At 65.8% G+C, this 25,430-nt stretch carries 22 protein-coding genes; 12 read left to right on the top strand and 10 right to left on the bottom strand.

Annotation, left to right across the window (positions count from 1 at the left end; translation table 11 throughout):
- Positions 1–138: 138 nt before the first annotated feature.
- Positions 139–2,079 (top strand): PKD domain-containing protein, encoded by a 1,941-nt coding sequence (locus C41B8_RS04500; RefSeq protein WP_156962406.1) that lies wholly within the window; start codon positions 139–141, stop codon positions 2,077–2,079.
- A 61-nt stretch (positions 2,080–2,140) separates the two neighbouring features.
- Here C41B8_RS04500 and uvrA read toward each other — a convergent pair whose 3' ends face one another.
- A complete protein-coding gene (uvrA, locus tag C41B8_RS04495; RefSeq protein ID WP_037334966.1) occupies positions 2,141–5,089 on the bottom strand; it encodes an excinuclease ABC subunit UvrA in 2,949 nt (982 codons plus the stop codon).
- A gap of 280 nt (positions 5,090–5,369) precedes the next feature.
- Between uvrA and C41B8_RS04490 the strand changes: the two genes are divergently transcribed.
- The 3 genes from C41B8_RS04490 (at position 5,370) to C41B8_RS21000 (ending at position 7,858) form a co-directional block, all read left to right on the top strand.
- Positions 5,370–6,740: an MFS transporter gene (locus tag C41B8_RS04490; protein ID WP_051883053.1), complete on the top strand. Its 1,371-nt coding sequence runs from the start codon at positions 5,370–5,372 to the stop codon at positions 6,738–6,740.
- 212 nt (positions 6,741–6,952) lie between these two features.
- A complete protein-coding gene (gene ssb / locus C41B8_RS04485; RefSeq protein ID WP_037334687.1) occupies positions 6,953–7,486 on the top strand; it encodes a single-stranded DNA-binding protein in 534 nt (177 codons plus the stop codon).
- A 72-nt stretch (positions 7,487–7,558) separates the two neighbouring features.
- The gene (locus C41B8_RS21000; protein ID WP_037334962.1) at positions 7,559–7,858 is read left to right on the top strand and encodes a metal-sensitive transcriptional regulator; all 300 of its coding nucleotides are present in this window, start codon (positions 7,559–7,561) and stop codon (positions 7,856–7,858) included.
- Here C41B8_RS21000 and C41B8_RS04475 read toward each other — a convergent pair.
- From C41B8_RS04475 to C41B8_RS04465, 3 genes are read right to left on the bottom strand one after another with little or no spacing between them, the layout of a single operon-like run.
- Positions 7,855–8,265 (bottom strand): YeeE/YedE family protein, encoded by a 411-nt coding sequence (locus C41B8_RS04475; RefSeq protein WP_037334685.1) that lies wholly within the window; start codon positions 8,263–8,265, stop codon positions 7,855–7,857. The two genes, C41B8_RS21000 and C41B8_RS04475, sit on opposite strands and share 4 nt — an antisense overlap.
- Complete coding sequence (locus C41B8_RS04470; protein ID WP_232225990.1) at positions 8,262–8,798, bottom strand: YeeE/YedE family protein; 537 nt, start codon at positions 8,796–8,798, stop codon at positions 8,262–8,264. The genes C41B8_RS04475 and C41B8_RS04470 overlap by 4 nt, the downstream gene beginning before the upstream one ends.
- Entirely contained in the window at positions 8,717–9,964 is a 1,248-nt protein-coding gene (locus tag C41B8_RS04465; RefSeq protein ID WP_037334682.1) for an NAD(P)/FAD-dependent oxidoreductase, read from the bottom strand. Before C41B8_RS04465 ends, C41B8_RS04470 begins: the two co-directional genes overlap by 82 nt.
- Positions 9,965–10,110: 146 nt before the next feature.
- Between C41B8_RS04465 and C41B8_RS04460 the strand changes: the two genes are divergently transcribed.
- The 6 genes from C41B8_RS04460 to cydC all read left to right on the top strand — a co-directional run bounded on the left by C41B8_RS04460 (position 10,111) and on the right by cydC (position 17,375).
- Positions 10,111–10,980, top strand: a complete 870-nt coding sequence (locus tag C41B8_RS04460) for an MBL fold metallo-hydrolase (protein ID WP_037334681.1) — start codon at positions 10,111–10,113, stop codon at positions 10,978–10,980.
- Positions 10,981–11,097: 117 nt separating this feature from the next.
- A complete protein-coding gene (locus tag C41B8_RS04455; protein WP_037334678.1) occupies positions 11,098–12,534 on the top strand; it encodes a cytochrome ubiquinol oxidase subunit I in 1,437 nt (478 codons plus the stop codon).
- 10 nt (positions 12,535–12,544) lie between these two features.
- Entirely contained in the window at positions 12,545–13,588 is a 1,044-nt protein-coding gene (locus C41B8_RS04450; RefSeq protein WP_037334958.1) for a cytochrome d ubiquinol oxidase subunit II, read from the top strand.
- Positions 13,588–13,821: a hypothetical protein gene (locus tag C41B8_RS04445; protein ID WP_037334676.1), complete on the top strand. Its 234-nt coding sequence runs from the start codon at positions 13,588–13,590 to the stop codon at positions 13,819–13,821. The genes C41B8_RS04450 and C41B8_RS04445 overlap by 1 nt, the downstream gene beginning before the upstream one ends.
- Before the next feature lie 27 nt (positions 13,822–13,848).
- Positions 13,849–15,654: a thiol reductant ABC exporter subunit CydD gene (gene cydD, locus C41B8_RS04440; protein ID WP_084188490.1), complete on the top strand. Its 1,806-nt coding sequence runs from the start codon at positions 13,849–13,851 to the stop codon at positions 15,652–15,654.
- On the top strand, positions 15,651–17,375 hold the full coding sequence (gene cydC, locus C41B8_RS04435) for a thiol reductant ABC exporter subunit CydC (RefSeq protein ID WP_037334674.1): 1,725 nt from the start codon (positions 15,651–15,653) through the stop codon (positions 17,373–17,375). Before cydD ends, cydC begins: the two co-directional genes overlap by 4 nt.
- A gap of 72 nt (positions 17,376–17,447) precedes the next feature.
- Here the strand turns inward: cydC and dsbG are convergent, their stop codons facing one another.
- From dsbG to dsbD, 3 genes are read right to left on the bottom strand one after another with little or no spacing between them, the layout of a single operon-like run.
- Positions 17,448–18,224: a thiol:disulfide interchange protein DsbG gene (gene dsbG, locus C41B8_RS04430; RefSeq protein WP_037334672.1), complete on the bottom strand. Its 777-nt coding sequence runs from the start codon at positions 18,222–18,224 to the stop codon at positions 17,448–17,450.
- Positions 18,221–19,066 carry a TlpA disulfide reductase family protein gene (locus C41B8_RS04425; RefSeq protein WP_037334670.1) on the bottom strand — a complete coding sequence of 282 codons (846 nt, stop codon included), beginning with the start codon at positions 19,064–19,066 and terminating at the stop codon, positions 18,221–18,223. The genes dsbG and C41B8_RS04425 overlap by 4 nt, the downstream gene beginning before the upstream one ends.
- Complete coding sequence (gene dsbD / locus C41B8_RS04420; RefSeq protein WP_051883049.1) at positions 19,063–20,907, bottom strand: protein-disulfide reductase DsbD; 1,845 nt, start codon at positions 20,905–20,907, stop codon at positions 19,063–19,065. The genes C41B8_RS04425 and dsbD overlap by 4 nt, the downstream gene beginning before the upstream one ends.
- A gap of 136 nt (positions 20,908–21,043) precedes the next feature.
- Between dsbD and C41B8_RS04415 the strand changes: the two genes are divergently transcribed.
- Positions 21,044–21,712 carry a response regulator gene (locus C41B8_RS04415; RefSeq protein WP_037334668.1) on the top strand — a complete coding sequence of 223 codons (669 nt, stop codon included), beginning with the start codon at positions 21,044–21,046 and terminating at the stop codon, positions 21,710–21,712.
- Positions 21,709–23,046, top strand: coding sequence for an ATP-binding protein (locus C41B8_RS04410; RefSeq protein ID WP_051883046.1), 1,338 nt, complete (start codon positions 21,709–21,711; stop codon positions 23,044–23,046). Before C41B8_RS04415 ends, C41B8_RS04410 begins: the two co-directional genes overlap by 4 nt.
- A gap of 14 nt (positions 23,047–23,060) precedes the next feature.
- Here C41B8_RS04410 and C41B8_RS04405 read toward each other — a convergent pair whose 3' ends face one another.
- From C41B8_RS04405 to C41B8_RS04395, 3 genes are all read right to left on the bottom strand, one after another.
- Positions 23,061–23,945 carry an MBL fold metallo-hydrolase gene (locus C41B8_RS04405; protein WP_037334666.1) on the bottom strand — a complete coding sequence of 295 codons (885 nt, stop codon included), beginning with the start codon at positions 23,943–23,945 and terminating at the stop codon, positions 23,061–23,063.
- 100 nt (positions 23,946–24,045) lie between these two features.
- On the bottom strand, positions 24,046–24,900 hold the full coding sequence (locus tag C41B8_RS04400; protein WP_037334664.1) for an anti-sigma factor family protein: 855 nt from the start codon (positions 24,898–24,900) through the stop codon (positions 24,046–24,048).
- Positions 24,897–25,400: an RNA polymerase sigma factor gene (locus C41B8_RS04395; RefSeq protein ID WP_037334662.1), complete on the bottom strand. Its 504-nt coding sequence runs from the start codon at positions 25,398–25,400 to the stop codon at positions 24,897–24,899. Before C41B8_RS04395 ends, C41B8_RS04400 begins: the two co-directional genes overlap by 4 nt.
- Positions 25,401–25,430 lie beyond the last annotated feature (30 nt).

Raw genomic sequence — 25,430 nt, 5'->3', positions numbered from 1 at the left:
TGTTTCGGCGTTCGTGCCGGCAGGGTGATGGGGGCCACGGCCGAATTCCGGATCGCATGGGACACAAGCGCCAGTCAACGATGACGGCGCCGACCACGATATGCGTCGCGCGACCGCGACCGATTTGGGGGAATAACGATGTCATGGAATCGAATCGCAGGCTGGGTGGCCTGCCTCGGGTTATTTTGCGTGCTTGCCGGCTGCGGCGGTGGTGGGGGTGGCGACAACGGCAGCGGAGGCAGTAGTTCGCCGGGTACGGCCTGCACAGTGCCCGCTGGTTTCAAGGACGATGCCGGGGCCGATCAGAACGTCAAGACGGGCGCACTCGTCCAGCTCGACGGCACCGCCAGCCGCGGCGCCGGCGGCGCCGCCCCCACCAGCTATCAATGGTCGTTCACCGCGCGTCCCAATGGCAGTAATGCCCGATTGAGCAGCAGCACGAGTGCGGCCCCGCAGTTCACTGCGGATCAGGCCGGGCAATATGTGGTGAAGCTCGTGATCAATGGCAAGAACGACTGCGCCGCGCAGACGGATAGCGTCACGATCACGGCGACAACCGCCGGTGCCAATGCCGTACCTACAGCTGACGCCGGCACGGCCCAGAGCGTGAACATCGGGACGCGCGTGACGCTCAGCGGCGCGCAAAGCCACGATCCGGACGGCAACACGCTGACCTATGCCTGGCAGTTCGTTTCGCGCCCGAGCGGCAGCAGCGCGCAGCTGACTGACGCCAACACGGTGTCGCCGAGCTTTACGGCGGACAAGGCCGGCACTTATGTTGTCGGGCTGCGCGTCAACGATGGCCAAGCCACGAGCGAGCGCGCCGACGTCACCGTTGTGGCGGCTGCGGGCGACGCGGCCCTGCCGGTGGCCGACGCCGGGCCGGACCAGTCGGTCGACGTGAATTCGGTCGTCCGACTTGATGGCTCGGCCAGCCGCGATCCCGAAAACCGACTGATCACCTATGCCTGGCATTTCGTGTCCAAGCCAGCCGGGAGCAATGCCAGCATTACCGGGGCGGATACGGCGCGGCCGATATTCCAGCCGGATGTGGCCGGCACCTATGTCGCGTCGCTGACAGTCGATAACGGCCAGAACCAAAGCCAGCCCGATACGGTCATCGTTACGGCGTCGAACAACGCGCGCCCGGTGGCCGACGCCGGTGTCGACCAGAACGTCCAGGCCGGCGTGTTGGTGAATCTGGATGGCAGTGGAAGCCGCGATCCGGAAGGCCGCGCCCTGAGCTATCACTGGACCTTCGTCTCCATGCCGGTCGGTAGCCAGACAGCACTGGTGGGCTCTTCGACGACCACGCCGTCGTTCACGCCGGACGTGGCCGGCGAGTATGTCGTGCAGCTGGTCGTGGACGACGGTCAGGCCGAGAGCCCGGCGGATACGGTGGTGGTGACCGCCGCCTCGGCCAACAGCGCGCCGGTTGCGAATGCCGGAAACGACCGGAATGTTGCGGTGACAAGCCAGGTCACCCTGGATGGTAGCGGCAGCTCGGACGCCGATAATAACGCGTTGACTTATCGATGGACGCTGATTTCGCGCCCCGCCGGCAGTTCGGCGACGCTCAGCGGTGCCGATACGGTAACCCCGAGTTTCACCGCGGATACCGTGGGCTTCTATGTGCTGGCGTTGCAGGTTAACGATGGGCAGGTCGACAGCGCGCCGGACCTGGTCGTGATTACGGCCAGCCCGACGCTCGCACTCTATATCGGCAGCAGCAGCGGCTATCAGAGTGTTGGCGGCAGCAGCGATACCGCCTCGATCCAGGTGCCGGTTGGAGGCCAGGACGTGTTGCTGGACCAATTCCGTATCGAGGCGCTCAGCAGCGACTTTACCGTGACGAACGTACAAGCGACGTCGGCCACGACGGCCGGTGGACAGACGATCACACCGCGTTTTGATGGGTTGCAGTCAGGTGACACGATTGCCGCCGGCGACCAGCTCGATTTCGCCACGCGCCTGACCTCGGTGCCGAATGCGCCGGGGCAGTATCAGGTGAAGCTGCAGTTCACCGTGAGCCCGAGCGGCAAGACGTATCGGTTCACCTACAATGTGAACATTCAGTAGCAGACCGGCCGACGGTCTGATCGGATTCGCCGCCGGCCATTTTGGCCGGCGGCGGACGGGCTCAGCTCGCCGTGACGTTCTTCTTCGAACGAGATGCGGCCTTTCTCGTTTTCTTTTCCTTCTTCGGCGGCAGCGCCAGATCGCGCTTGTCGCCCGCCGTGTTGTGGCCCGTACCCGGGCGTGTATCGCCCAGCATGGGTTTGAGGAAACGACCGGTGTGCGAGGCTTCGACTTCGGCCACGTCTTCCGGTGTGCCGGTGGCGATGATCTCGCCGCCGCCCGAGCCGCCCTCGGGGCCAAGATCGATGATCCAGTCGGCGCTCTTGATCACGTCCAGATTGTGTTCGATCACGACCACGGCGTTGCCGGCCTCACGCAGACGCAGCAGCACTTCCAGCAGATGCTTGATGTCGTGGAAGTGCAGGCCGGTCGTGGGCTCGTCCAGCAGATACAGCGTACGCCCGGTATCGCGCTTGGACAGCTCGCGCGCGAGCTTGATGCGCTGGGCTTCGCCGCCGGACAGCGTGGTCGCGTTCTGGCCGAGCTTGACGTAGGACAGCCCGACGTCGATCAGCGTATCCAGCTTGCGCTTGAGACTCGGCACCGGCGCGAAGAATTCGGCCGCGGCCTCCACCCGCATGTCCAGCACCTCGGCGATCGTCTTGCCCTTGTAGTGCACCTCGAGCGTCTCGCGGTTGTAGCGCGCGCCGTGGCAGGTCTCGCAGGTGACGTAGATATCCGGCAGGAAATGCATTTCCACCTTGATTACGCCGTCGCCCTGACAGGTTTCGCAGCGCCCGCCCTTGACGTTGAACGAGAACCGGCCCGGCTTGTAACCGCGGGCCCGGGCTTCCGGCGTGTTCGCGAACAGCTCGCGGATGGTGCCGAACAAGCCGGTATAGGTGGCCGGATTGGAACGCGGCGTACGCCCGATCGGGGCCTGGTTGATATCGATGACCTTGTCCAGATGCTCCAGGCCGTCGATCGCCTTCACCGGGGCGGCGCGAGCCACGGCCCGGTTCACCTGGCGCGCGGCAGCGGGAAACAGCGTTTCGTTGATCAGGGTCGATTTGCCCGAGCCGGACACGCCGGTCACGCAGGTCAGCTGGCCCATGGAGAACGCGGCATCCACGTTCTTGAGGTTGTTGCCGCGGGCGCCGCGAATCTGGATCTGGCGATCGTGATCGTAGGCGACGCGATCGGCCGGAATCGGGATGGTCAGCCGCGACGACAGATACTTGCCGGTCAGCGAATCTTCGTGCGCGGCGATTTCGGCTGCTGTGCCCTGGGCGATGAGCTGGCCGCCGTGATCGCCGGCGCCGGGGCCCATGTCGACCACATAGTCGGCCTCGCGGATCGCGTCTTCGTCGTGTTCGACCACGATCACGGTATTGCCGAGATCGCGCAGACGCTCCAGCGTATTCAGCAGGCGCCGGTTATCGCGCTGGTGCAGGCCGATGGACGGTTCGTCCAGTACATACATCACGCCCACCAGGCCGGCGCCGATCTGGCTGGCCAGGCGAATACGCTGGGCTTCGCCACCGGATAGCGTCTCGGCGGAGCGCGACAGCGTCAGGTAATTGAGGCCAACGTCCAGCAGGAACTTCAGCCGCTGGTTCACCTCCTTGAGAATCGGCGCGGCGATTTCGGCGCGATGGCCCGGAATGTCGAGATTCTCGGCGATCTCGTAGGCGCCGGAAATACTGGCGGCGTTGATCTCCGGCAGCGTCTTGTCAGCCACCCGGACATGCCGCGCCGCCTCGTTCAGACGCGCGCCGTCGCAGGTCGGGCAGGCCTTGTCCGACAGATACTTGGCCAGTTCCTCGCGCACCGCCAGCGAGTCGGTCTCGGCATAGCGGCGTTGCATGTTGTCGAGCACGCCTTCGAAGGCATGCTTGCGCACCCGCGTGCGGCCGCGCGCGTTGACATAGCGGAACTCGATCTTCTTGCCGCCGGAGCCGTTCAGAATGACCTTGCGGGCCTTCTCCGGCAGGTCGCGCCAGGGCGTATCGACATCAAAGTCATAGGTCTCGGCCAGCGACTCGATCAGGCCGAAGAAATACGGGTTGCGCCGATCCCAGCCGCGTACCGCGCCGCCGGCCAGGCTGAGTGTGTCGTCGGTGATCACGCGATCGACGTCGAACACGCTCTGCGAGCCGAGACCGTCGCAGGTCGGGCAGGCGCCGTGCGGCGAGTTGAACGAGAACATCCGCGGTTCCATATCGTTGATGGAATAACCGCAGACCGGGCAGGCGAACTGCGAGGAGAACACCTCCGGCTCGCCGTCGCCGCGCCAGGGCATGATCCAGGCGATGCCTTCCGACAGCCGCAGCGCGGTCTCGAACGACTCGGCCAGGCGCTGCTGGATGCCGTCGCGGACCTTGAAGCGATCGACCACGACTTCCAGATCGTGTTTCTTCTTCGGGTCGAGCTCGGGCACGCCTTCGTCGAGCTCGATGATCGCGCCGTCGACCCGCATGCGCACGAAGCCCTGACCGCGCATCTGTTCGAAGATCTCCCGATGCTCGCCCTTGCGCGAGCGGATCACCGGCGCGAGCAGCATCCAGGCCGACTCGGCTTCCTTGGTGAGCGTCTGGTCCACCATTTCCGACACGCTCTGCGCCGCCAGCGGCTCGTCGTGGTGCGGGCAGTAGGGCGTGCCCGCGCGCGCGAACAACAGACGCAGGTAATCGTGGATCTCGGTGACCGTGCCGACTGTCGAGCGCGGATTGTGCGAGGTCGATTTCTGTTCGATGGAGATCGCGGGCGACAGCCCCTCGATGGAATCGAGATCCGGCTTTTCCATCATCGACAGGAACTGCCGGGCATACGCCGACAGCGATTCCACATAGCGCCGCTGGCCCTCGGCATAGATCGTGTCGAAAGCCAGGCTCGACTTGCCCGACCCGGACAGGCCGGTGATGACGATCAGTTGATCGCGGGGCAGGTCGACGTTGATATTGGCGAGATTGTGCGTCCGCGCACCGCGGATGCGGATATGACTTTCCATGAATGGCTGCATCGGAAAAGGTCAACCGCTGAGTATACCCAGCGCGGCAAGCGCATCGTAATCCGGAGAATCGCTGTCTGAATCCTTGACGTCGAGTCCGGGGTGGCGAATACGACCGCTGGCAGAGGTTCCGTGGCCAACCCGGAGGCTGTGATAATCTTGCGCGCCTTGTCGCCGGACGCGTTGGGCACGACGCGCCGCGGTCCGAATGCAAACCGTGCTGCGACGCCTCCCCGAGGGGGATCGGGAACGGGCGCCGTGGCCAAACCACGGGCGACGTATGAACCAGTTCGAAAAACGCGCAGCCATGGCGCTGGCGAGCATCTTCTCCCTGCGGATGCTCGGCCTGTTCATGATCTATCCGGTGTTCACCTTCTATTCGAAGCAGCTCACGGGCTCGACGCCCGTGCTGGTCGGTCTGGCGCTGGGCGCCTACGGGCTGACCCAGGCGCTGCTGCAGATCCCGCTGGGCTTTGCCTCGGATCGCTTCGGGCGCAAGCACATCATCGCCGGCGGGCTGGTGATTCTGGCCATCGGCAGCGTGGTGGCTGCGTTGTCGACCTCGATTTACGGCGTCATCTTCGGGCGTATTCTGCAGGGCTCCGGGGCGGTCGGCTCGACCATTCTGGCGCTCAATGCCGATCTCACCCGCGAGGAAACGCGCACCAAGGCCATGGCCATGATCGGCATCAGCATCGGCCTGGCCTTTGCCGTGGCGATGGTGGTCGGGCCGTTGATCAGCGGCTGGGTCGGCGTGCCCGGCATCTTCTGGTTCACTGCGTTGCTGTCGCTGCTGGGGCTGTTCGTGCTCTACGGCGCCACGCCGGAGCCCAAGGCCGCCCGCTCGCATCGCGACGCCGAGGCCGTCCCGGCGCTGTTCAAGCGCGTGCTGTCCAACGGCGAGTTGCTGCGGCTGGATTTCGCCATCTTTATCCTGCACACCATTCTCACCGCCAGCTTCATCGTGCTGCCGCGGTTGCTGCACAACGTCGGTGGCGTGCACGAGGACTACCAGTGGGTGGTCTATTTGCCGGTGCTGGCGGTTTCGGTCGCAGCCATGCTGCCCGTGATCATCGTCGCCGAGGCCAAGCGTCAGATGAAGCCGGTGTTTGTCGGTTCCATCGCCGCGCTGCTTGTGAGTCAGATCATCCTGACGTTCTATCACGCCAGCCTCGTCGAGCTGATCGTGATGATGGTGGTGTTCTTCACCGCCTTTAACGTGATGGAAGCGACGCTGCCCTCGCTGATCTCCAAGGTCGCGCCGGCCGACGCCAAGGGCACCGCGCTCGGCGTGTATTCCAGCGCGCAGTTCTTCGGCATCTTTGTCGGCGGCGCGGTCGGCGGCTGGGCCTACAGCATGGGTGGCTATTCCGGCGTGTTCGGCTTCTGTGCCCTGGCGGCGCTGGTCTGGCTGTTCGTCGCCGCGACCATGCCCAAGCCCCGCTTCGCGCGAACCTACATGGTGCACGTTGGTGACGTGAACGACGACGAGGCACGCCGTCTGGCCGGCGAGATCGAGGCCATCGAGGGCGTGTTCGAGGCCGTTGTGGTGCCCGACGACGGCGTAGCCTATATCAAGTACGACGGCAAGGTCGTCGATACTGAGGCGTTCACGCCGTTCGGCACGCAGCACGCGGCGGCTGCTTCTTAGCCGTCTGTTCGGCTCGGCCGGTTGGGCCCGGGCCGAGTTGGCCGCACCGCGCACGCGGGCCGCGTTGCGCAGGCTCGTGACGGCGTCTGTACGAAAGTCGCGCGTTGTCGCGGCTTTGGCACGGCCTGCCATCACGATCGTGCGCTCCCATGTAGAATCGGTGCGGATCGATACTTTCTAAGCGCTACATCGCACACGCACGGAGTCCCGCCATGGCAAGTCGAGGCGTCAACAAGGCCATCATCGTCGGCAATCTCGGAGCCGATCCGGAAACGCGCTATACCGCGGGTGGCACGGCGGTGACCAATGTCAATATCGCCACCTCGGAAACCTGGCGCGACAAGTCTTCCGGCGAGATGCAGGAAAAGACGGAATGGCATCGGGTGGTGTTTTTTGCCCGTCTGGCCGAAGTCGCAGGCGAGTACCTGCGCAAGGGCTCCAAGGTGTATGTCGAAGGCCGCATCCAGACCCGCAAATGGCAGGGTCAGGATGGCCAGGACCGCTACACCACGGAAATCGTGGCCAATGAGATGCAGATGCTGGATTCGCGCGGCGGCGGCCAGGGCGGCAGTGCTCCGTTCGGCGGCGGCGGTCAGCAGCGCAGTTCGGGCGGCCAGGGCGGCGGCCAGAACTATGGCGGTGGCCAGCAGCAGCGCGGCGGCGGGCAGCCGCAGTATCAGCAGCCGCAGCCGGCGGGCGGCGATCCGGGTTTCGACGACGATCTGGACGACGACATTCCCTTCTAGCGGGCTGCCGAGCGCCGGTTGACGCCCGATAAGCGCGCCGGTGTCCTCGCCGCTTCCGTGCCGGAGCTTGCCATGGCCGATACCGCACAGACCTCGAACGATCCGGACTGGGAATCCAACAAGGCCGCGCTGGTGCGCCGGCTCAAGCGCATCGAAGGGCAGGTGCGCGGTCTGCAGGCGATGATCGAGCGCGAGGCGGAATGCGAGGACATCGCGGTTCAGATGTCGGCCGCGCGCAAGGCGCTCGATCGCACGTTCTACAACATGTTGTCCTGCGTGATCGAGCGTGAGCTCAGCTGTAGCCAGCTGAATGGGGAAGACGCGCGCGAGCGCCTTAAATACGCCACCGAGCTGCTCGCGCGCTACGGTTAGCGTGCGAGCCGGTCGGCCGCCAGCCCGCCGACGATCAGCGCGATCAGAAAGATAATCGCTTCGCGCGGATTGAACGTCAGCGCGGCAAGCGCCGGACCGGGGCAATAACCGCCGATCCCCCAACCGATCCCGAACAGCGCGGCGCCGATCACCAGCGGCCGGTCGATCTGTGTGGCGCTTGGCCAGTGCATGATCTTGTCGGCCCATGGGCGTTGCCAGCGACGCAGCACCAGAAAACCTGGGAAGGTCACGAGCAGGGCGCCGCCCATGACGAGCGCCAGGCTCGGGTCCCAATGGCCGACCGGATCGAGAAAGGCCAGGACTTTCTGTGGATCGGCCATATGCGACAGGCACAGGCCGAAGCCGAAGATCACCCCGGCGGCGGCAGCAAGGATATGGCGTTTCATGATCCGATCCCCAGCAGATGGCGGACGACGATCGCGGTGACGACGCCGCAGGCCATGAAAATGCCCGTTGCCGTCATCGAGCGGGGCGATTGACGGGCAATGCCACAGACACCATGACCGCTGGTGCAGCCGGAGCCCAGCCGAGTGCCGGCGCCGACCAGCAGGCCTGCCACGATCAGCGCCAGCGTCGGAAAGCCGTGGCGGGCCGGGATGTCGCCCGGCCAGATCAGGACATACAACGCAGCGCCGGCCACCAGGCCGATGAGAAAGCTGGCACGCCAGCCACGGTTGCCGCCGTCTGACACCAGGCCGTGCAACATCCCCGATATGCCGGCGATGCGGCCGATCCCGGCCATGAGCAGCACGGCGGCGGCGCCGATCAGCAGGCCGCCGCCGAGCGCGACGGCCGGTGTGAAGTCGGTGATGTAGCTCACGATCGCGTCCTCAGGGTTCAGGCGGTCGAAGTCGGCCGCGGTTTCGGGGCGGGCAGGGACCATGCCTTGCCCTTGAGCATCACGTGCCAGTACAGCCACGGGAAAAAATATTTCTTGAGCGGCCAGTGGATACGACGCGGCTGGGTCGGATCGAGCGGAAAGCTCGAGACCACTTCGCCGTTGTAGCGGAACTCGGCCAGCAGCACCTTGCCGTGGGCGACGGTCAGCGGGCAGGCGCCGTAGCCGTCGTACTCGAGTGGCGCTGCTGTGGCACCCAAGGTGCCCATGGCGCGCCGCAGCGCTGCAACCACGACCGGAAACTGTCGGCGTACGGCGGCCATCGTCTTGGCGTTGGGGGTGTCCGTGCAATCGCCAAGCCCGAAGATATTGGCATAGCGCGTGTGCGTAAGGCGGTTCTTGTCGACCGTCACCCAGCCGGCCTCGCCGGCCAGCGGGCTGTGCTTGATCACATCCGGCGCGGACTGCGGCGGCACCACGTGGAGCATGTCGAAATCGACCGTAACACGGCCGTCCTGGGTTTCGAACGTGGCCTGTTTCTTTGTGCCGTCGACCGCCACGAGATTATGGCCGAAGTAGGGTGTGGCACCGTAGCCGGCGATCACTTTGTCGAGCTCGCGCGCATAGGCCGGCACACCGAACATGGCACCGCCCTGATTGTAGAAGCCGATGTGCGCCTTCACGCCACGACGGCGCAGGGTGTCGGCGGTGAGATACAGCGCTTTCTGGGGCGCGCCCGCGCATTTGATCGGCATGGCCGGCTGAGTGAACAACGCGTTCGCACCATTGCCCAGGCTTTGCGCGAGCTCGTTCGTGTAGGGCGCCAGATCGTAGCGATAGTTCGAGGTCACGCCGTTCTTGCCCAGCGTTTCGGTCAGCCCTTCGATGGCGTCCCAGTCGATCTGCAGACCCATGGCGACCACGAGATAGTCGTATTCCAGGATGTTGCCGGAGACGAGCGTGACGCGATTGTGCTCCGGGTCGAAACCGGTCACCGCATCCTTGATCCAGGTCGCGCCCTCGGGCATCACGCTCGCCGTGTCCGTTTTGGTGTCCTTGGCGCGCATGTCACCGCCGCCAACCAGCGTCCAACCCGGCTGGTAGTAGTGCGTTTCGCTCGGCTCGATGATGGCGACGTCGGTCGCCGGGTCGGCATGCAGCAGCGCGGCGGCCACCGGAATGCCGGCCGTGCCGCCACCCGCGATGACGACGCGATGTTTGTAGTGGGTCTGACTGGCGTCGCTCATGATCGCTCCGTTGAGTTGAAACGATACCCCTTAGGGTATAAATTAAAGAAATGGAATATGCAAATAACCAGATTGCATATATGAGTATTAATAAGGCTCGTCGCTCTGGTCATAGCCGCGCGCGCCGTAAACCCGAGGAATAGTCCATGGCGGCAGTCACGTCCGAAGTCACCGGCTTCTACGACGACAAGACCGGTAGCGTTCAGTACGTGGTGGTCGACCCGTCGACCGCGCGCTGCGCGATCATCGATCCCGTCTGGAACTACGACGAAACGGCCGCGCGAACCTCCACCGAGTCGTTCGATGCCATAACCGCCTTCATTGACGCGCGTGGCCTGACGGTTGAATGGATTCTCGATACGCATCCGCACGCCGATCATTTTTCGGCGGGCGTATTGCTGGGCGAGCGCTACGGCGCGCCGCGCGCGATCGGCGAGAAAGTCGTCGAAGTGCAGAAGCTCTGGAAGCGTATCTACAACTTCGGTGACGACTATCCCACCGACGGGCGGCAATGGGACCGGCTGTTCGCCGATGGCGAGACGTTCCAGCTTGGCAATCTCGATGCCCATGTCATGTTGTCCCCCGGTCATACGCTGGCGTCGATCACTTATGTCATCGGCGACGCCGCGTTCGTGCACGACACGCTGTTCATGCCCGATAGCGGCACGGCACGTGCCGATTTCCCGGGCGGCGATGCGCGAACCCTGTTTCGCTCGATACAACGTATTTTAGAGCTGCCGGACGCCACGCGCATTTTTGTGGGGCATGATTATCGGCCGGACGGGCGCGAAGCGCGCTGGGAATCCACCGTGGCGGAGCAGAGAGCGACCAATACCCACCTGCGCGACGATCCGTCTGAGGACGAATACGTCGCCATGCGCGAATCCCGCGATGCCACGCTGCCTCTGCCGGCGCTCATGTTGGCGGCGCTTCAGGTCAATACCCGCGGTGGACGTTTGCCGGAACCGGAAGACAACGGGCGCTCGTATCTCAAGATCCCATTGAACCAGTTCTGATCGGCGATCGGGCGAAGTTCGTTGTAGTGTGCAACTGCGACACGAGGTCGCACCGTAATGAACATTAGACGATGGTATTATCTGGCCCCGCCAAGAACTGAATAAGGTTGGTGCGACATGGAAAGTGCAACCGCGATCCTGCTGTCCCGTCTGGATTTTGCATGGGTAGCGAGCATGCACTTTCTTTACCCGCCGCTCACCATTGGGCTGGCGCTGCTGTTGTTCTTTGCCGAATGGCGCTGGATGCGAACCGACGATGAGGCCTGGTATCGGCTGACCCGGTTCTTCGAAAAGCTGTTCATCATCAACTTCGGCGCCGGCGTGGCGACTGGCGTCACCATGGAGATGGCCTTCGGCATTCTCTATGGGCCGTTCTCCCAGGCGGCCGGGCCGTATTTCGGCAACGTGCTGGGCTACGAGACGATCACCGCATTCATGTACGAGGCCGGCTTCATCGGCCTGATGATATTCGGCTGGGGCAAGATCAGCCGCGGCATGCACTTGTTCGCGACGTTCAACGTCATGCTGTCGTCGACGCTGTCGGCGTTCTGGATCATGAACGCCAACTCGTGGATGCAGACGCCCTCCGGCGTCGAATTGCGCAACGGCATCTTTCACGTCACCGACTGGAGCAAGGCGATCTTCAACCCCAGCTTTCTGTCGTCGTTCGCCCACATGTGGGTCGCGGCGGTGGAGCTGGCATTGTTCTTCGTCATCGGCGTGTGTGCCTGGCAGCTGCTCAAGCGGCGGCACGAGGGCATCTTTGCCAAGCCGCTGAAGTATGCGCTGGTGGCAGCCGCCGTGGTCGCGCCGCTACAGGTCTATCTGGGCGACGATCTGGGCCAGGTGATCGGCGAACACCAGCCGGCGGCGCTGGCCGCGATGGAAGGGCATTACCACACCTATAACAAGGACGGCAGCGTGAATACCGGCTGGCACATCGTGGCCTGGCCGGACGCCGCCGCGGGTGATAATCGCTGGGCCATCACCATCCCGCATGCGCTGAGCCTGATCGAGACCCATACCCTCGACGGCAAGGTGATGGGGCTGGATCAGTTGCCGGCCGAAAACCGGCCGCCGGTCTGGGTGCCGTTCTATGGCTTCCGCGTCATGGTAGCGATCGGCTTCTTCCTGATGCTGGTCGCGTTCTACGGCGCGTGGCTGATCTACAAGCGGCGGTTGACCGCGCCCTATACCGGCGCGTCGCGATGGTTCCTGCGCGTGGCCGTGTTCAGTGGGTTTCTCCCGTTTCTGGCGATCTGGACCGGCTGGTGGACGCGTGAGGTCGCACGCCAGCCGTGGCTGGTCGACGGCATGATGCGCGTCGAGGACGGGGTGAGCCGGATGACCGTGCTCGAAGCCACGATCTGGCTGGTGGGTTTCATGATCTTCGAGCTGGTGGTCTGGTACTTCACCTGGTACTTCATGGCCAAGGTGATCCGCCACGGCCCGGATCTGGAAGCGCCGGTGCTGCGCGGCGGCCACGAATCGCTCGGTCATCTTGAGGCCGAACCCGAAGACGACCGGGCCCATCCGGCCTACGAACGACCCTGAGGTGGCGCCGATGATGCCTACCGATATCTCCGATCTGCGGCTGTTCGTGATCTATGCCTGGTGGTTCGCGCTGGGGTTCAGTCTACTGCTCTATATCATGCTCGATGGCGCCGACCTGGGCGCCGGCGTCTTCTCGCTGTTCGTGCGCGATCCGGACGCGCGCGGCGGTGTGATGGCGGCCATGGCGGGTACCTGGGACGCCAACGAAACCTGGCTGGTGGTGGCCGGCGGCGTGCTGTTCGGTACCTTCCCGCTGGTTTACGGCTCGGCGTTCCACTATCTGCTGGTGCCGCTCGTCATCGTGCTGTGGAGCATCATGATGCGGGCCATCGCACTCGAGTTCCGGCATCACGCGAACCGCTCGACCCAGCTCTGGGATGGCCTGTTCGGCGTCGCCAGCCTCACCACCCTGTTCTTTGCCGGCATGGCGATGGGCGCGGTGCTCGAAGGCTATCCGCTGACCAGCGGCCCGGTGCCGACATATGCCGGTGGCATGTGGCGCTTCGTATCGCCGTTTTCCGTCTGGACCGGTATTGGCGCTGTGATCGCCGCGTCGCTGGCCGGCAGCCTGTTTGTGCGGGCGCGCTTCGAGCGCACCGAGGACATCCGCAAGCAGGCCGCGGTCTGGGTCGATCGCTCGTTCTATGCCTCGCTGGTGGCGGTTGTAGTGACCGTCGTCTGGAGTCTGCTCAAGTTTCCCTGGGCGGCCGAGAAATGGCTCGGGCCGTATGTCTGGGCCTGGGCGCTGGTGGCGGTCGCCGTGGTTTATACGGTGTTTCGCATGCGCCGTTCCTCGCGGCTCGGCCGCGATCTGTTCGCCATCCTCTGGCTCAACGCCGCCATCGCGATCATGTGGTTGGCAATGATGGTCACCATGCTGCCGTGGCTGGTGCCGAACACCTGGACGATCTATGCCGCGGCCAGCCCATCGGTGTCGCTGGTGACGTTCACCATGGCGATGGGCGGCTTCCTGCCGGTGATGCTGGTCTATAACTGGTATCAGATCTGGGTGTTCCGGGCGCGGATTTCCAAGCTTACCGGCTACGGCCACTGATGCCCCACGAGCCCCGAAACGAGTCGCGCGTTCCGGCGCTGCGCTGGTCCATGCTGGCGATGACGGCAGCATTTTTAGTGCCGCCGCTGGCCGGTCTGGCCATGATCGCGCATTTCTTCGGCGGCATGAGCGCCGGCCTGTGGTGGCTGGCCGGCGGCGTGTTCTTGTTTGCGGTCGTGCTGATCGTCGGGTTCGCGCGGCTGGCCCGCGCGCCGGCGGGGCGCCCGCGCTGACGCGCCAGGCTCGGGCCGCCCACGATCATGAGCGACGAATCGCGCACGCAGGGCAAGACAAGCCGCCAGGCCAGTCGCCAGCGCCGTGGTATCGAAGCCTGGCTGCGGGCTCGGCTGGCCGGGGAGCGCGGCGGGCTGGCCGTGGTGTTCGCGGTGGGGGTGCTCGATGCGCCGCTCATGATCGGCCAAGCCTGGCTGCTGGCACTGATCGTCAATGCCGTGGCGATCGAACAGCACGGGCTGGCCGCCGTCATGCCGTGGCTCTGGGGGTTGCTCGGGCTGTTCGCAGCGCGTGCCGCGATCTCGGTGTTCAAGGACGGGCTGGCGTTCGAGAGCGCGGCGCGGATCAAGCAACGACTGCGCGATGACCTGTTTGCGCGCCTCGTCGCGGCCGGTCCGGCCGCGGCCGGCAAGCAGCGTAGCGGGGCCGTCGCCCACGGACTCGCCGACGCGGTCGAAGCCATGGATCGCTACTATCGCGATTATCTGCCGCAGATGCTGCTGGCGGCGATGCTGCCGATCGTGCTGTTGCTGGTGATCTTTCCCAGCGATTGGGTGTCCGGGGTCATACTCTTGATCACCGCGCCGCTGGCGCCGTTCTTCATGGTGCTGATCGGCAAAGGCACGGAAACGCTCAACCAGCGCCAGTGGCGACGGCTGGCCCGGATGAGCGCGCATTTCTTCGATGCCATCGAGGGCCTGACCACGCTCAAGCTGTTCGGCGCCAGCCGGCGCGAACTCGAGGCCGTGGCCGCGATGGCCGAAGGCTACCGGCGCGACACGCTGGCCGTGCTGCGGCTGGCGTTCGTGTCCTCGCTGGTGCTGGAATTTCTCACCACGCTGGGTATCGCCATGGTCGCCGTGTATATCGGCTTCCGGCTGTACTACGGCGAGATGGCGTTCTGGCCCGGCTTGTTCGTGTTGCTGTTGGCGCCGGAATTCTATCGGCCGTTGCGTGATATGGGCGCGCAGTATCACGCCCGCATGGAAGCGATCGGCGCCGCCGAGGGGTTGATTGAAACAGCCGCGCTCGAGCCGGTCGATCGCGGCGCAGGCGATGATCGGAGCGGCTTGACCGAGCCGCCGCAGCAACTGGCCTGTCGTGGTCTTTCGTTTGCTTACGACGGCGCCGCGCCGGTGGTGGAGGGCGTCGATCTCACGTTGCGCCGTGGCCGGCCGGTGGCGCTGGTCGGGCCGAGCGGGGCAGGGAAGACCACGTTGTCGTATCTGCTGCTGGGTTTTCTGCGGCCGCAGGCGGGTTCGATCGAAGTTGACGGTATCGATCTGGCCGCGATCTCGCCGGAGGTCTGGCTGCAGCGCGTCGCCTGGGTGCCGCAGGAGCCCACGCTGTTTCACGGCACCATCGCCGACAATATCCGGCTCGGCCGACCGGATGCGGATGACGCCGCGGTGCGTCAGGCCGCGCGCCAGGCCAATGCGGACGCCTTCATCGACGCGCTGCCGGCCGGCTACGACACCCAGATCGGCGACCACGGCCAGGGTCTGTCCGGCGGGCAACGCCAGCGTGTCGCGCTCGCCCGGGCGTTTCTCAAGGAGGCCGATCTCGTGGTACTGGATGAGCCCAGCGCGGCGTTGGATCCGGCCAGCGAAGCGGCCGTCACTGAGGCGGTGGAACGCCTGGCGGCGGATCGGCTGGTGCTGATGATCGCCCATCGGCTGGATACGGTACGGCGGGCGCATGAAATTCTGCTGCTCGATCAGGGCCGCGTGGCCGAGCGGGGCGATCACGAGACCCTGATGGCGGCCGGCGCGGATTATGCCCGGCTGTGGTCGTTGTATCGGGCGGACGATGTCTTTGGCGGTGCGCGATGAGCGACTGGCGGCGTCTGTTCGGCCTGCTGCGCCCGTATCGAGGCGTGCTGGCGCTCGGCATCGGGTTGGCCACGCTCGTGATTGTGGCCAATGTCGCGCTGATGGCGCTGGCCGGCTGGTTCATCACCGGCATGGCGCTGGCCGGGCTCGGCCTCGGCACGATCAATTATTTCGCGCCGGCGGCCGGCATCCGGGGGCTGGCGATCGTGCGCACCGGCGGGCGCTATCTGGAACGTCTGATCACCCACGACGCCACGCTGCGCGTGCTGAGTACGCTGCGGGTCACATTCTATGCGCGCCTGGAGCCGTTGGCGCCGGCCGGCTTGCAGCGATACCGCGGCGGAGATCTGCTCAGCCGCATGCGCGCGGATATCGATACGCTGGACAACTTCTATTTGCGCGTCATCGCCCCCACGATTGCCGCCGCGCTGTGTGTCGTCGTGGTCAACGCGTTTGCGGCCGTATTCAGCCCGGCCGTGGCAATGGTCAACGTGGCCGCGTTGCTCGTGGCCGGCATCTTGTTGCCCTGGATCTCGTATCGAACCAGCCGGGCGCGCGGCGTCGAGCGTCGCCAGGCGCTGGCCGATCTTCGCGCCACGGTGGCCGATAGTGTGGGCGGCATGGGCGAGCTGTGGGCCTTCCAGGTCACCGGCCGTCAGGCGCAGCGGATTCGTCGGCTCTCGCGCGGGCTGATTGCGGCCCAGCGTCGGGATGCCTGGGCCGACGCCGTCGTCAACGCAGCCTCGGCCACGGTGTCGCGGCTCGCGCTCTGGGGCGCGCTAATACTCGCGATTCCGCTGGTCGCGCGCGGGGTGATCGGTGGTCCCGAGCTGGCCATGCTCGTGTTTCTGGTCATGGCCAGCTTCGAGGCCGTGGCGCCGCTGCCTGCGGCGCTGCGCGCGCTGGCGGAAACCAAAGCGGCCGCGCGGCGCGTGTTCGAAATCATGGACGCCGAGCCCGCGGTGGCCGAGCCGGCCAGCGAGTCGGCGCCGCCTGCGACGTTCGATATCGTGCTCCGCGACGTGTATTTCCGTTACGAAGACGCCGCGCCCTGGGCGCTCGCGGGGGCGGATCTGACGCTGTCGCCCGGCCGCGCGATCGGTCTGGTGGGGCCGAGCGGGGCGGGCAAGACGAGCGTCGTGAACCTGCTGCTGCGATTCTGGCCTTATCAGGCGGGCGCGATCGAAATCGGTGGCGTGCCCATCGAGCGCTATACGACGGCCACGCTGCGACAATGGTTTGCGGTTGTGGCCCAGCACACGCATCTATTCAACGCGACCATCGCGGACAACCTGCGTATCGCGGCCCCCGAGGCCAACGACGAACAGCTTCACGCCGCGTTGGCCCGCGCCGGGCTGGCCGAGCGTGTTGCCCGCATGCCACGCGGACTGGATACGTTCGTCGGCGAGGCCGGGCTGCAGCTGTCCGGCGGCGAAGCGCGCCGGCTGGCGATCGCGCGCGCCGTGCTCAAGAACGCCCCGATTCTGATTCTCGACGAGCCCACCGAGGGCCTCGATCCGGCCTCGGAGGCCGAGGTGCTCGCGGCATTGGCGCCCCTGATGAGGCGCGCGACCACGCTCGTCATCACGCATCGGCCCTCGGTGCTGCGCTATGTCGATGAAATCGCTGTGATCGAAGACGGGCGGGTGATCGAGCAGATCAATCCACGTGGTGCCGATGCGGCCGACGCTCGTTTCTGGGCGCATCTGCGTCTGGCCTAGGGTCTGTTGAAGTTTGGCGCGGACGCGCACGAAACCTCGACAGACCCTAGCCCCGCTCGCGTCTCGACACGATCAGGGCTTCGGCGAGCCCATCACGTCGATCAGAGCCTGGCCCTGCGGCAATCCTTGTTTTACTGCGACGTGCCCGTTCGGGGTCCGATAGAAGATCGTGGGCGTGGCGTACAGCCCCAGCGACTTCATCAAGTTGGTGTTGTCGCCGACCTTGCGCACCAGGCCGGCCGGGACGTGGGCCATCGGCGTTACGCCGCCGCTGTCGTAGTGTCGCGCCGATCGGTCGAGCGTTGCGGACGGATTCTTCGCGGCCAGGATGGTTGCTGCCTTGGGCAGGCTCGATGGCTTGAGCAGGCCCACCAGCACATGCCGGATCTGGACCTTGCCGGCTTTCACCCACGGCCGGGCCGCCTGCCAGAACTTGTGGCAGTACGGGCAGTTGGCGTCGGTGAACATATAGATCGTACGCGGCGCGTTCTTGTCGCCATCGCGCACCCAGGTCGCGTTCTCCAGCTTTTTCCAGGCTTTCTGATGGCCGGGATTGGCGACCAGGCGCGATAACGGGTCGGCGCTCATATCCTCGCCCTGGCCATCGACCAGGGTGCCCACGATCGCGTGTTGTCCGCCCGGCGTGAGATAGATCGCCACCGGGCTGCCCTGGTAGCTCGCGGCATAGCCGGTGAGGCCGTCCGGCGCCTTGAACGTGCCGTGCATCGTCAGCCCTTGTTTTTTCAGGGCCTGAATGGGGGCGGGGGTATGGTCTGCTGCGATAGCGGCGTTGGTGCTGGCGGCGAAGATGAGCAGCAGGGTGCCCAGACATGTGAGGCATTTGATCATGAGCCGGAATCCTTGGTTGGGGCATGAACAGACAGGCGGTCGAGGCCGCGGGCCAAAGTGGCGCGCGATAACAGGCCAAGATGGCGCTCGACCAGGTGACCCGTGCCATCGAAGAACAAGGTGGTCGGAAAAGCCCGGGCGTCAGCAGCGCGCGCCAGGCGCTGCCCAGCGTCGACCAGGACATGATTTGGGCTGAGCGACTCGCGCCGGAGAAATGCCTCGATCTTCGCGGGCGATTCGCCTTGGTTGGCAAAGATGAACAGCACGCCCGGGTGTGCACGCTGGGCGGCGGCCAGCATTGGCATTTCGGCGCGGCAGGGCGGGCACCAGCTTGCCCAGAGATTGACCACCATGGGCGCGCCGGGGTGGGCGCGGGCCAGAGCGTCGAGCGTTGTGGTCCGGCCGGTCAGGGTCTGCAAGGGCACGTCGGGCCGCATCATGCGGCTCGATCCGATCAGCTGCAGCGCACCGCCGGTCGCGCCCCAGACCAGGCTGCCGGCGAGAATCGCTAGGCCCAGCGGACGACGCAGTCGTGGCCGTCGCCATACCGCAAAGCTGGCATAAGCCGCCATGCCGACCAGACCGCCGACGGCATCGAAGCCCCCGTCGCGGATATCGATGATCGAAACAGGCGAAAGGCTGTACGGGTTCCAGTAACGCAGCACGAAGATCAGGCGGGCGGCGAGTATGCCGGCCAGCGCGAGCGATATCAGCGTATCGATAATTGGAACGTTGCGATCGCGTGCTGCCAAGCGCCCGGCGATCATGGCCGCGATCAGCGAAAGGATCATCAGCGCATGATCGACGGCAAGCGTGAAGGGGCCGACGCTCAGCGTATTCATGAGGCGTCGCCCGCGCTCTGGTGGGCCCGGCGCCAGTGGCGGAGAAATGCATCGGCCCCCAGTTCGCCGACGACGCGCGCGCTGCGCTGTTCTCGGCCGTCCGGGGCAATGAAGATAATCGTGGGCGGGCCGACGACGTTGAAGTGCTTCATCAGCCGGCGCGTGGCGGCGTTGTCGTCGGTCACGTCCGGGCGGATCAGGGCGGCGTTGTTCAAGGCATTGGCAACTCGGGTGTTGCCGAACACGGTGCGATCGATCACCTGGCACGACACGCACCAATCGGCATAGAAATCCACCACGGCCCATTGGTGGTTCTCTCGGGCGTCGGCAAGCGCGGCCCTGAGCGCTCGGGGATCGGAAACCGTCTGGAACCGCTCGTTCAGGCCGTCGGCTCGTGGCTTCGAGGCGCCGGCGAACGCCAGTGGTTGAAAGGGATCGCGCGCACCGCCCGCCGCGCCGATCACAAGCACGCCACCCCAGAGCATGAGCAGTATGGCGGCGGTAGCAGCGGCAATACGGCCGCTCTTGGCGCCAGGGCTCGAGCGAGCGGCGAAGCCGAGGGCAAGGCCGGCTGCGATGGCAAGGGTGCCCCAGAGCATGAGCGTGGCGGCGCCCGGCAGCACCCGTGCGATCATCCAGATGGCGGTCGCCAGTAGCACGAAGCCGAACACCGTTTTCACGGCATTCATCCATGGCCCCGGGCGGGGCATGAACCGGGCGCCCAGCGTGCCGACCACCATCAGCGGCGCGCCCATGCCGAGACCGAGCGCGAACAGCGCCAAGCCGCCGGTCGCCACGCGGCCGCTGTCGGCGATATACAGCAGTGCGCCGGCCAGCGGAGCGGTCATGCACGGACCGACCAGAACCGCGGAAATCACGCCCATGGCGGCCGCGCCTGCGAGGTGCCCGCCACGCCGGTTGGCGCTGGCCCGATGCAAACGATCACGCAGCGGCGCCGGCAGCTGCAGCTCGAACACACCGAACATAGCCAGCGCCAGCACGCCGAAGACGGCCGCGAAGGCACCGAGTACGGCCGGTGTCTGCAGCGCGACCTGCAGATTGGCGCCGGCGAGCGCGGCCGCGACGCCGAGCAGGGCATAGGTCATGGCCATCGGCAGCACGAAGGCGAGCGAGAGCGCGGCACCGCGCAGGCCGCGTGCGCCGGCGCCGACGATGACGCCGGACAGAATCGGGACCATCGGCAGCACGCAGGGCGTGAACGCCAGCAGCAAGCCCATGCCGAAGAACGCGGCCAGCGTCCAGCCGAGCGCGCCGTCGGCGAGCCTAGTCGCGAACGCCTGGTCTGAGTCGGCGGCCGGCGGTGTCTTGGCTGCAGCATCAGCGGTCGGTCTGGCGCTGGCGCGGTTATCGCCCGGCGCGGCAGCAGCGCTCTCGCTCGTGGGCACGTCGATGGTGGCATGCTGAGGCGGGTAGCACAGGCCGGCCTTTGCGCAGCCCTGCCAGGTGAGTTTCAGGCGGCGCGCGTGGCCGGGGGCGACGGTGATCGTGACATCGTGTCGATAGACGTGTTCGTCGCCGAAGTAGGGATCGTGGATGAGTTGGCCGGCCGGTTTGTCGACGTGGCCAACCGCGCCCTCGACGCCCTGGATGTTGAGCCGCGATCGATAGAGGTAATAGCCGGCGGCCACATGCCAGTGCAGCCTGACGTTGCCGTTCGGGCCAGCCGAGGCGGTATAGGAGAAGGCCTTGCCGGGCGCGAGGAATGATTGCTGGGTATCCGCACCGGCGGCGGCCGCCCCGGAACCGCACAACAACATGAATACAACGGCGGCTAGAAGCCACCGGCGCGGATATCGAAAAGTGGACGCGTTCTCGATCATGGCGCACAGAGTCGGCGTGCCGGATTAAGTCCGTATTAGCTGCGCAGAGCCGGGACTCGATGCGCGCTGGCAGATGGGCTAATCCCCACTTAATGTGGCGCACGGATCATGGCGATGTATTCATCGAGGTCGAGAAGTGCACGTTCTGCTGGTCGAAGACGATGATCTCGTTGCGTCGGGGATCGGCTCGGCGCTGGAAATCGAAGGGTTTGCGGTCGATCGCGTGGCGACGGCGGCCGAGGCCGACGCGACGCTGATCGCGCTGACCACCGATCTGGTGATCCTGGATATCGGCTTGACGGATCGCGACGGCCTGTCGTTGCTGCGCGACTGGCGTGCCGCCGGACGGCGCGAGCCGGTGCTGGTGCTCACGGCGCGCGATGCGGTGGCCGATCGTGTGGCCGGTCTATCGGCCGGCGGCGACGATTATCTGCTTAAGCCATTCGATCTGGACGAACTGCTCGCGCGGGTTCGGGCTCTGCTGCGTCGTGCGGCCGGGTTCGCCACGCCCGTGCTCGAACATGGCGCGCTGTGTTTCAATACGGCCAGCCGCCAGACCACGGTCGCCGGCCGGCCGATCACGCTGACGCGCCGCGAAACCGCGCTGCTCGAGCGACTGCTGCATGCCGGTCCGCGCATCGTTTCGGCCGATCAGCTCAAGGACAGCCTCTACGGCTTCGACGCCGAGATCGAGGGCAATGCCTTGTCGGTGCACATCCATAATCTCCGTCGCAAGCTAGGGCGCGATGTTGTGGAGACGGTGCGCGGCGTCGGTTACCGGCTTGGCCCGGCGGGTGGGGCATGAGCCTGCGCCGCCGGCTGCTGATCACGCTGGTGGCCTCGCTGTGCCTGCTGTGGTTCGCGGCCTCGGCCTGGATGCTGTTCGACCTTGATCGACGCGTTCGGGATACACTCGATCAGCGGCTGGTCGCCTCCGCGCATATGGTCGCAGGTCTGTTGTCGCAGGTGCCGGAGTCGACCTGGCAGCAGACCGTTGGGCCGCAGCTGTCATCGCCGCCGGGTGCCGGGGTGGCCTGTCAGATCCGCTCGATGCGGGGCGATGTGCTGCTGCGCACGCGGGGCGATCTGGCGAGCGTACTCAATCGCGCGCCGCCGGGCTTTTCCGAGCGCAGCCGCAACGGTCAACGCTGGCGGCTCTATACCGAGTTCGACCACGGGTTGGTGATCACCGTTGCCGACCGGGTCGACGAGCGACGGCATCTGCAATGGGGCATCGTGCTCGCAGCGGCGGTACCGTTCGTGCTGGCGTTGCTCGGCAGCCTGATTGCGGTGTGGTGGAGTATTTCGCGCGGGCTGGCGCCGCTGGAGCGTCTGCGGCGGGAGCTGGCGCGGCGTAACCCGGAGACGCTGGTGCCGATCGTGGTCGAATCCGCACCGGCCGAACTGCAGCCGGCCATCGCCACGCTCAATCATCTGCTCGATCGCACCGCCCAGGCGCTGACCCGGGAGCAGCGTTTCACCAGCGATGCCGCGCACGAGCTGCGCACACCGCTGACGGCGATTAAGACCCACGTCCAGCTGGCCGCTCGTGCCGATGGACAGCGCGCGCGCCAGGCACTGGTCGATGCCGAGGCCGGCATCGCGCGCTTGCAGCATACGCTGGAGCAACTACTGCTGTTGGCGCGGATCGAAAACGATCAAAGCGATCGGCCCGTGTCGACAGCGGCCGTATCGGACGTGATTGCGGCCGCATTGGCCGATCTAGGCGAACAGACGCGGGTTCAAGTCGGCCCGTTCGATGCGGCGGCCGAGGTGGTTGCGCCCTTGGCACTGACCGCAGGCGCGTTGCGCAATCTGTTGGAAAACGCCTGTCGACATACGCCGGCCGGTCAGCCGATCACACTCGACGTCGAACGACGGGGTCGAAATATCGTATTCATCGTGCGTGACCGCGGCGACTGGCCGGCCGATGTGGACCCCGATGTGTTGATTCCACGCTTTGCACGCCAGGGCACCGGCCGCGCGCAGGGCGGCAGTGGCCTCGGGTTGGCCATTGCCGCGGCCGTGGCCGAGCGTTTCGGCGGCGGGCTTGTTTTGCAGGCACGCCCGGGCGGTGGATTGCAGACCGAACTATCGTTACTGGCGACAGACACCGATCAGCGCCGCCGGGCCGATTAAAGAAACGCTTTCGCCTAAAGTGCGTTTACCGGGATCTTCAGGTAACGCGTGCCGTTGGCTTCCGGTTCCGGCAAATGGCCGGCGCGCATGTTGACCTGCACTGACGGCAGAATCAGCCGAGGCATGCCAAGCGTCGCGTCGCGGGCTTCGCGCATGGCGACGAATTCGTCTTCCGTGATCCCTTCGTGCACATGAATATTGTGGCGGCGCTGCTCGCCCACAGTGGTTTCCCAGCGATATTCGGTCCGCCCCTCGGGCAGATAGTCGTGGCAGAGAAACATGCGGGTTTCGTCCGGCAGGGCCATGAGCTTCTGGATCGAGCGATACAGCGTCCGCGCGTCGCCGCCGGGGAAATCGCAGCGTGCGGTGCCGTAGTCCGGCATGAACAGCGTGTCGCCGACGAACACCGCGTCGCCGATGATATGACTCATACAGGCGGGGGTATGGCCCGGCGTATGAATAGCGCGAGCGGCGATCGAGCCGACGCTGTATTCCACGCCGTCGGCAAACAACTGGTCGAACTGGCTGCCGTCACGTGCGAATTCGGTGCCGGCGTTGAAGATTTTGCCGAAGACTTCCTGCACCGTCTTGATGTGTTCGCCGATGGCGAGTTTGCCGCCGACCTGATCCTGAATCCACGGTGCAGCCGATAGATGATCGGCATGGGCATGTGTTTCCAGCAGCCAGTCCACGGTCAGGTGCTGTTCGCGTATGGCATCGACGATGCGCTGGGCGCTTTCGGTACTCGTGCGCCCGGCGCTGGGATCGTAATCCAGCACGGAATCGATCACGGCGCAGTGGCGCGTGGCCGGATCACTGACGATATAGCTGACGGTGTTGGTCGCCGGGTCGAAGAAGGATTGAACCCGGACTTCCTCGATGAGATCGGACGTCGCCATGACAGCTCTCCTGGCCTACGCGGATGGACGCGCCATTGCTTCACTGTAGGCCGGGCCCGCGGGCACGGGTTGATCTGAATCAACCGTGCACCTTGCCGGATCAGAGCCCGCTGGCGGGCTGTTGTCGTGGCGTGACCGTGCGCTCGACCGGCTGTCCGACGGTCGCCGCCGGAGCCTGGGTTTGCTGCGGCATTTTGACCGACGGGGCGGCCGGGGTCTGTTGGTCGGCCGGGTCCTGGCTTGTCGGTTGGGCGGCGATTTCGGCGAGTTCGTTGAGCGTGGCCGGCGGCAGATCGCCCGTAAGCGCGTAATCGTGCCCGTGCGCTTGCCAGCGGGCCAGCGACACGCCGGACGGTGAGATGACATCCGGCGTCCGTCGGCCGGCACCGGGCTCCGGCCGGGCATAGATCGTGACGTGCTTGCCGGCGTTGTTGCGATAATCGTAGGCGGTTAGCGGCTGGCCGCCGGCGGTCGGTACCACGCGCCGGCCGCTGAATCGGTAGCCGGCGCGCGATAGATCCGGCGGCGTCGGCCGGGCCGCGACCCGCGCTGCCGCGTCGACCGCGGGCTGGCGGTCCGACAGGCGCGCAACCTGCTGGCCGAAGGTGTTCGTCTGCGCAGTCGGCGACGCGGCGCCGAATTCCAGTCCCCGTAGCCACCAGCCGCCGGCCGCGGACAGGCCGATCATGGCAACCAGGCCGGCGCCCGCCAGCCAGCTCGCGGGCGAGCTGTCGTGACCGTGCAACAGCCGCGGCGGGATCGGTTCGTTCAGCACCGGGTCGTAACGATGGGCCAGGGCCAGGTCATGTTGGGCGTCGCGCTCGGCGCGCTCGGCCGTTCGCGGATTGGCGGTCAGATAGCGTTCGATGGCCGCCGCGCCGGCAATACGACGGCCGGCCCGGTAGTAGGCGACACACTGTTCGTAGTCGATTGTCGCTCTGTTTTTCGATCTCATCCCCGGGCCTCCGCCGATGCGCTCGTGTAGTCGTCGGTTTCCATCAGCTCGTTGAGCTGTTGGCGTGCCCGCGACAGCCGCGAGCGGAATGTGCCGACGCGAATGCCGAGCATGCGCGCGCCGTCGCGGTAGCTCGGCTGTTCCAGAGCCGCCAGCATCAGGATCGCCCGATGCTCCGGCGATAGCCGGTCCATGGCGGCCAGTACATCCCGGCAATGCAGCTGCAGGCCGTTCGAGGCCGCGCGGTCGCGCGGATCGAGCGCGATGGCATCCAGCGCGATCAGCTTGTCCCGATCCCGCGTGGGGGCCGGGTGGCCGTCCAGATACAGCCGGTACAACACGCGGAACAACCAGCCTCGCAGTCGGCCGTGCGGACGCCAGAGATGACGTTTGCGCCACGCGCGCTCCAGCGTGTCCTGCACCAGATCGTCGGCGGCTTCGCGGTCCCGCAGCAAGGCACGCGCATAGCGCCGCAGATGCGGGATTTCGGCTTCGATCATGCCGGGCTCGATCACAGGGCCTCGCTCATA

The sequence above is a fragment of the Salinisphaera hydrothermalis C41B8 genome (assembly GCF_000732535.1).
Taxonomy (GTDB): Bacteria; Pseudomonadota; Gammaproteobacteria; order Nevskiales; family Salinisphaeraceae; genus Salinisphaera; species Salinisphaera hydrothermalis.
The sequence above is the reverse complement of the archived record's forward strand: the minus strand, read 5'-3'. Positions and strand labels throughout refer to the sequence as shown.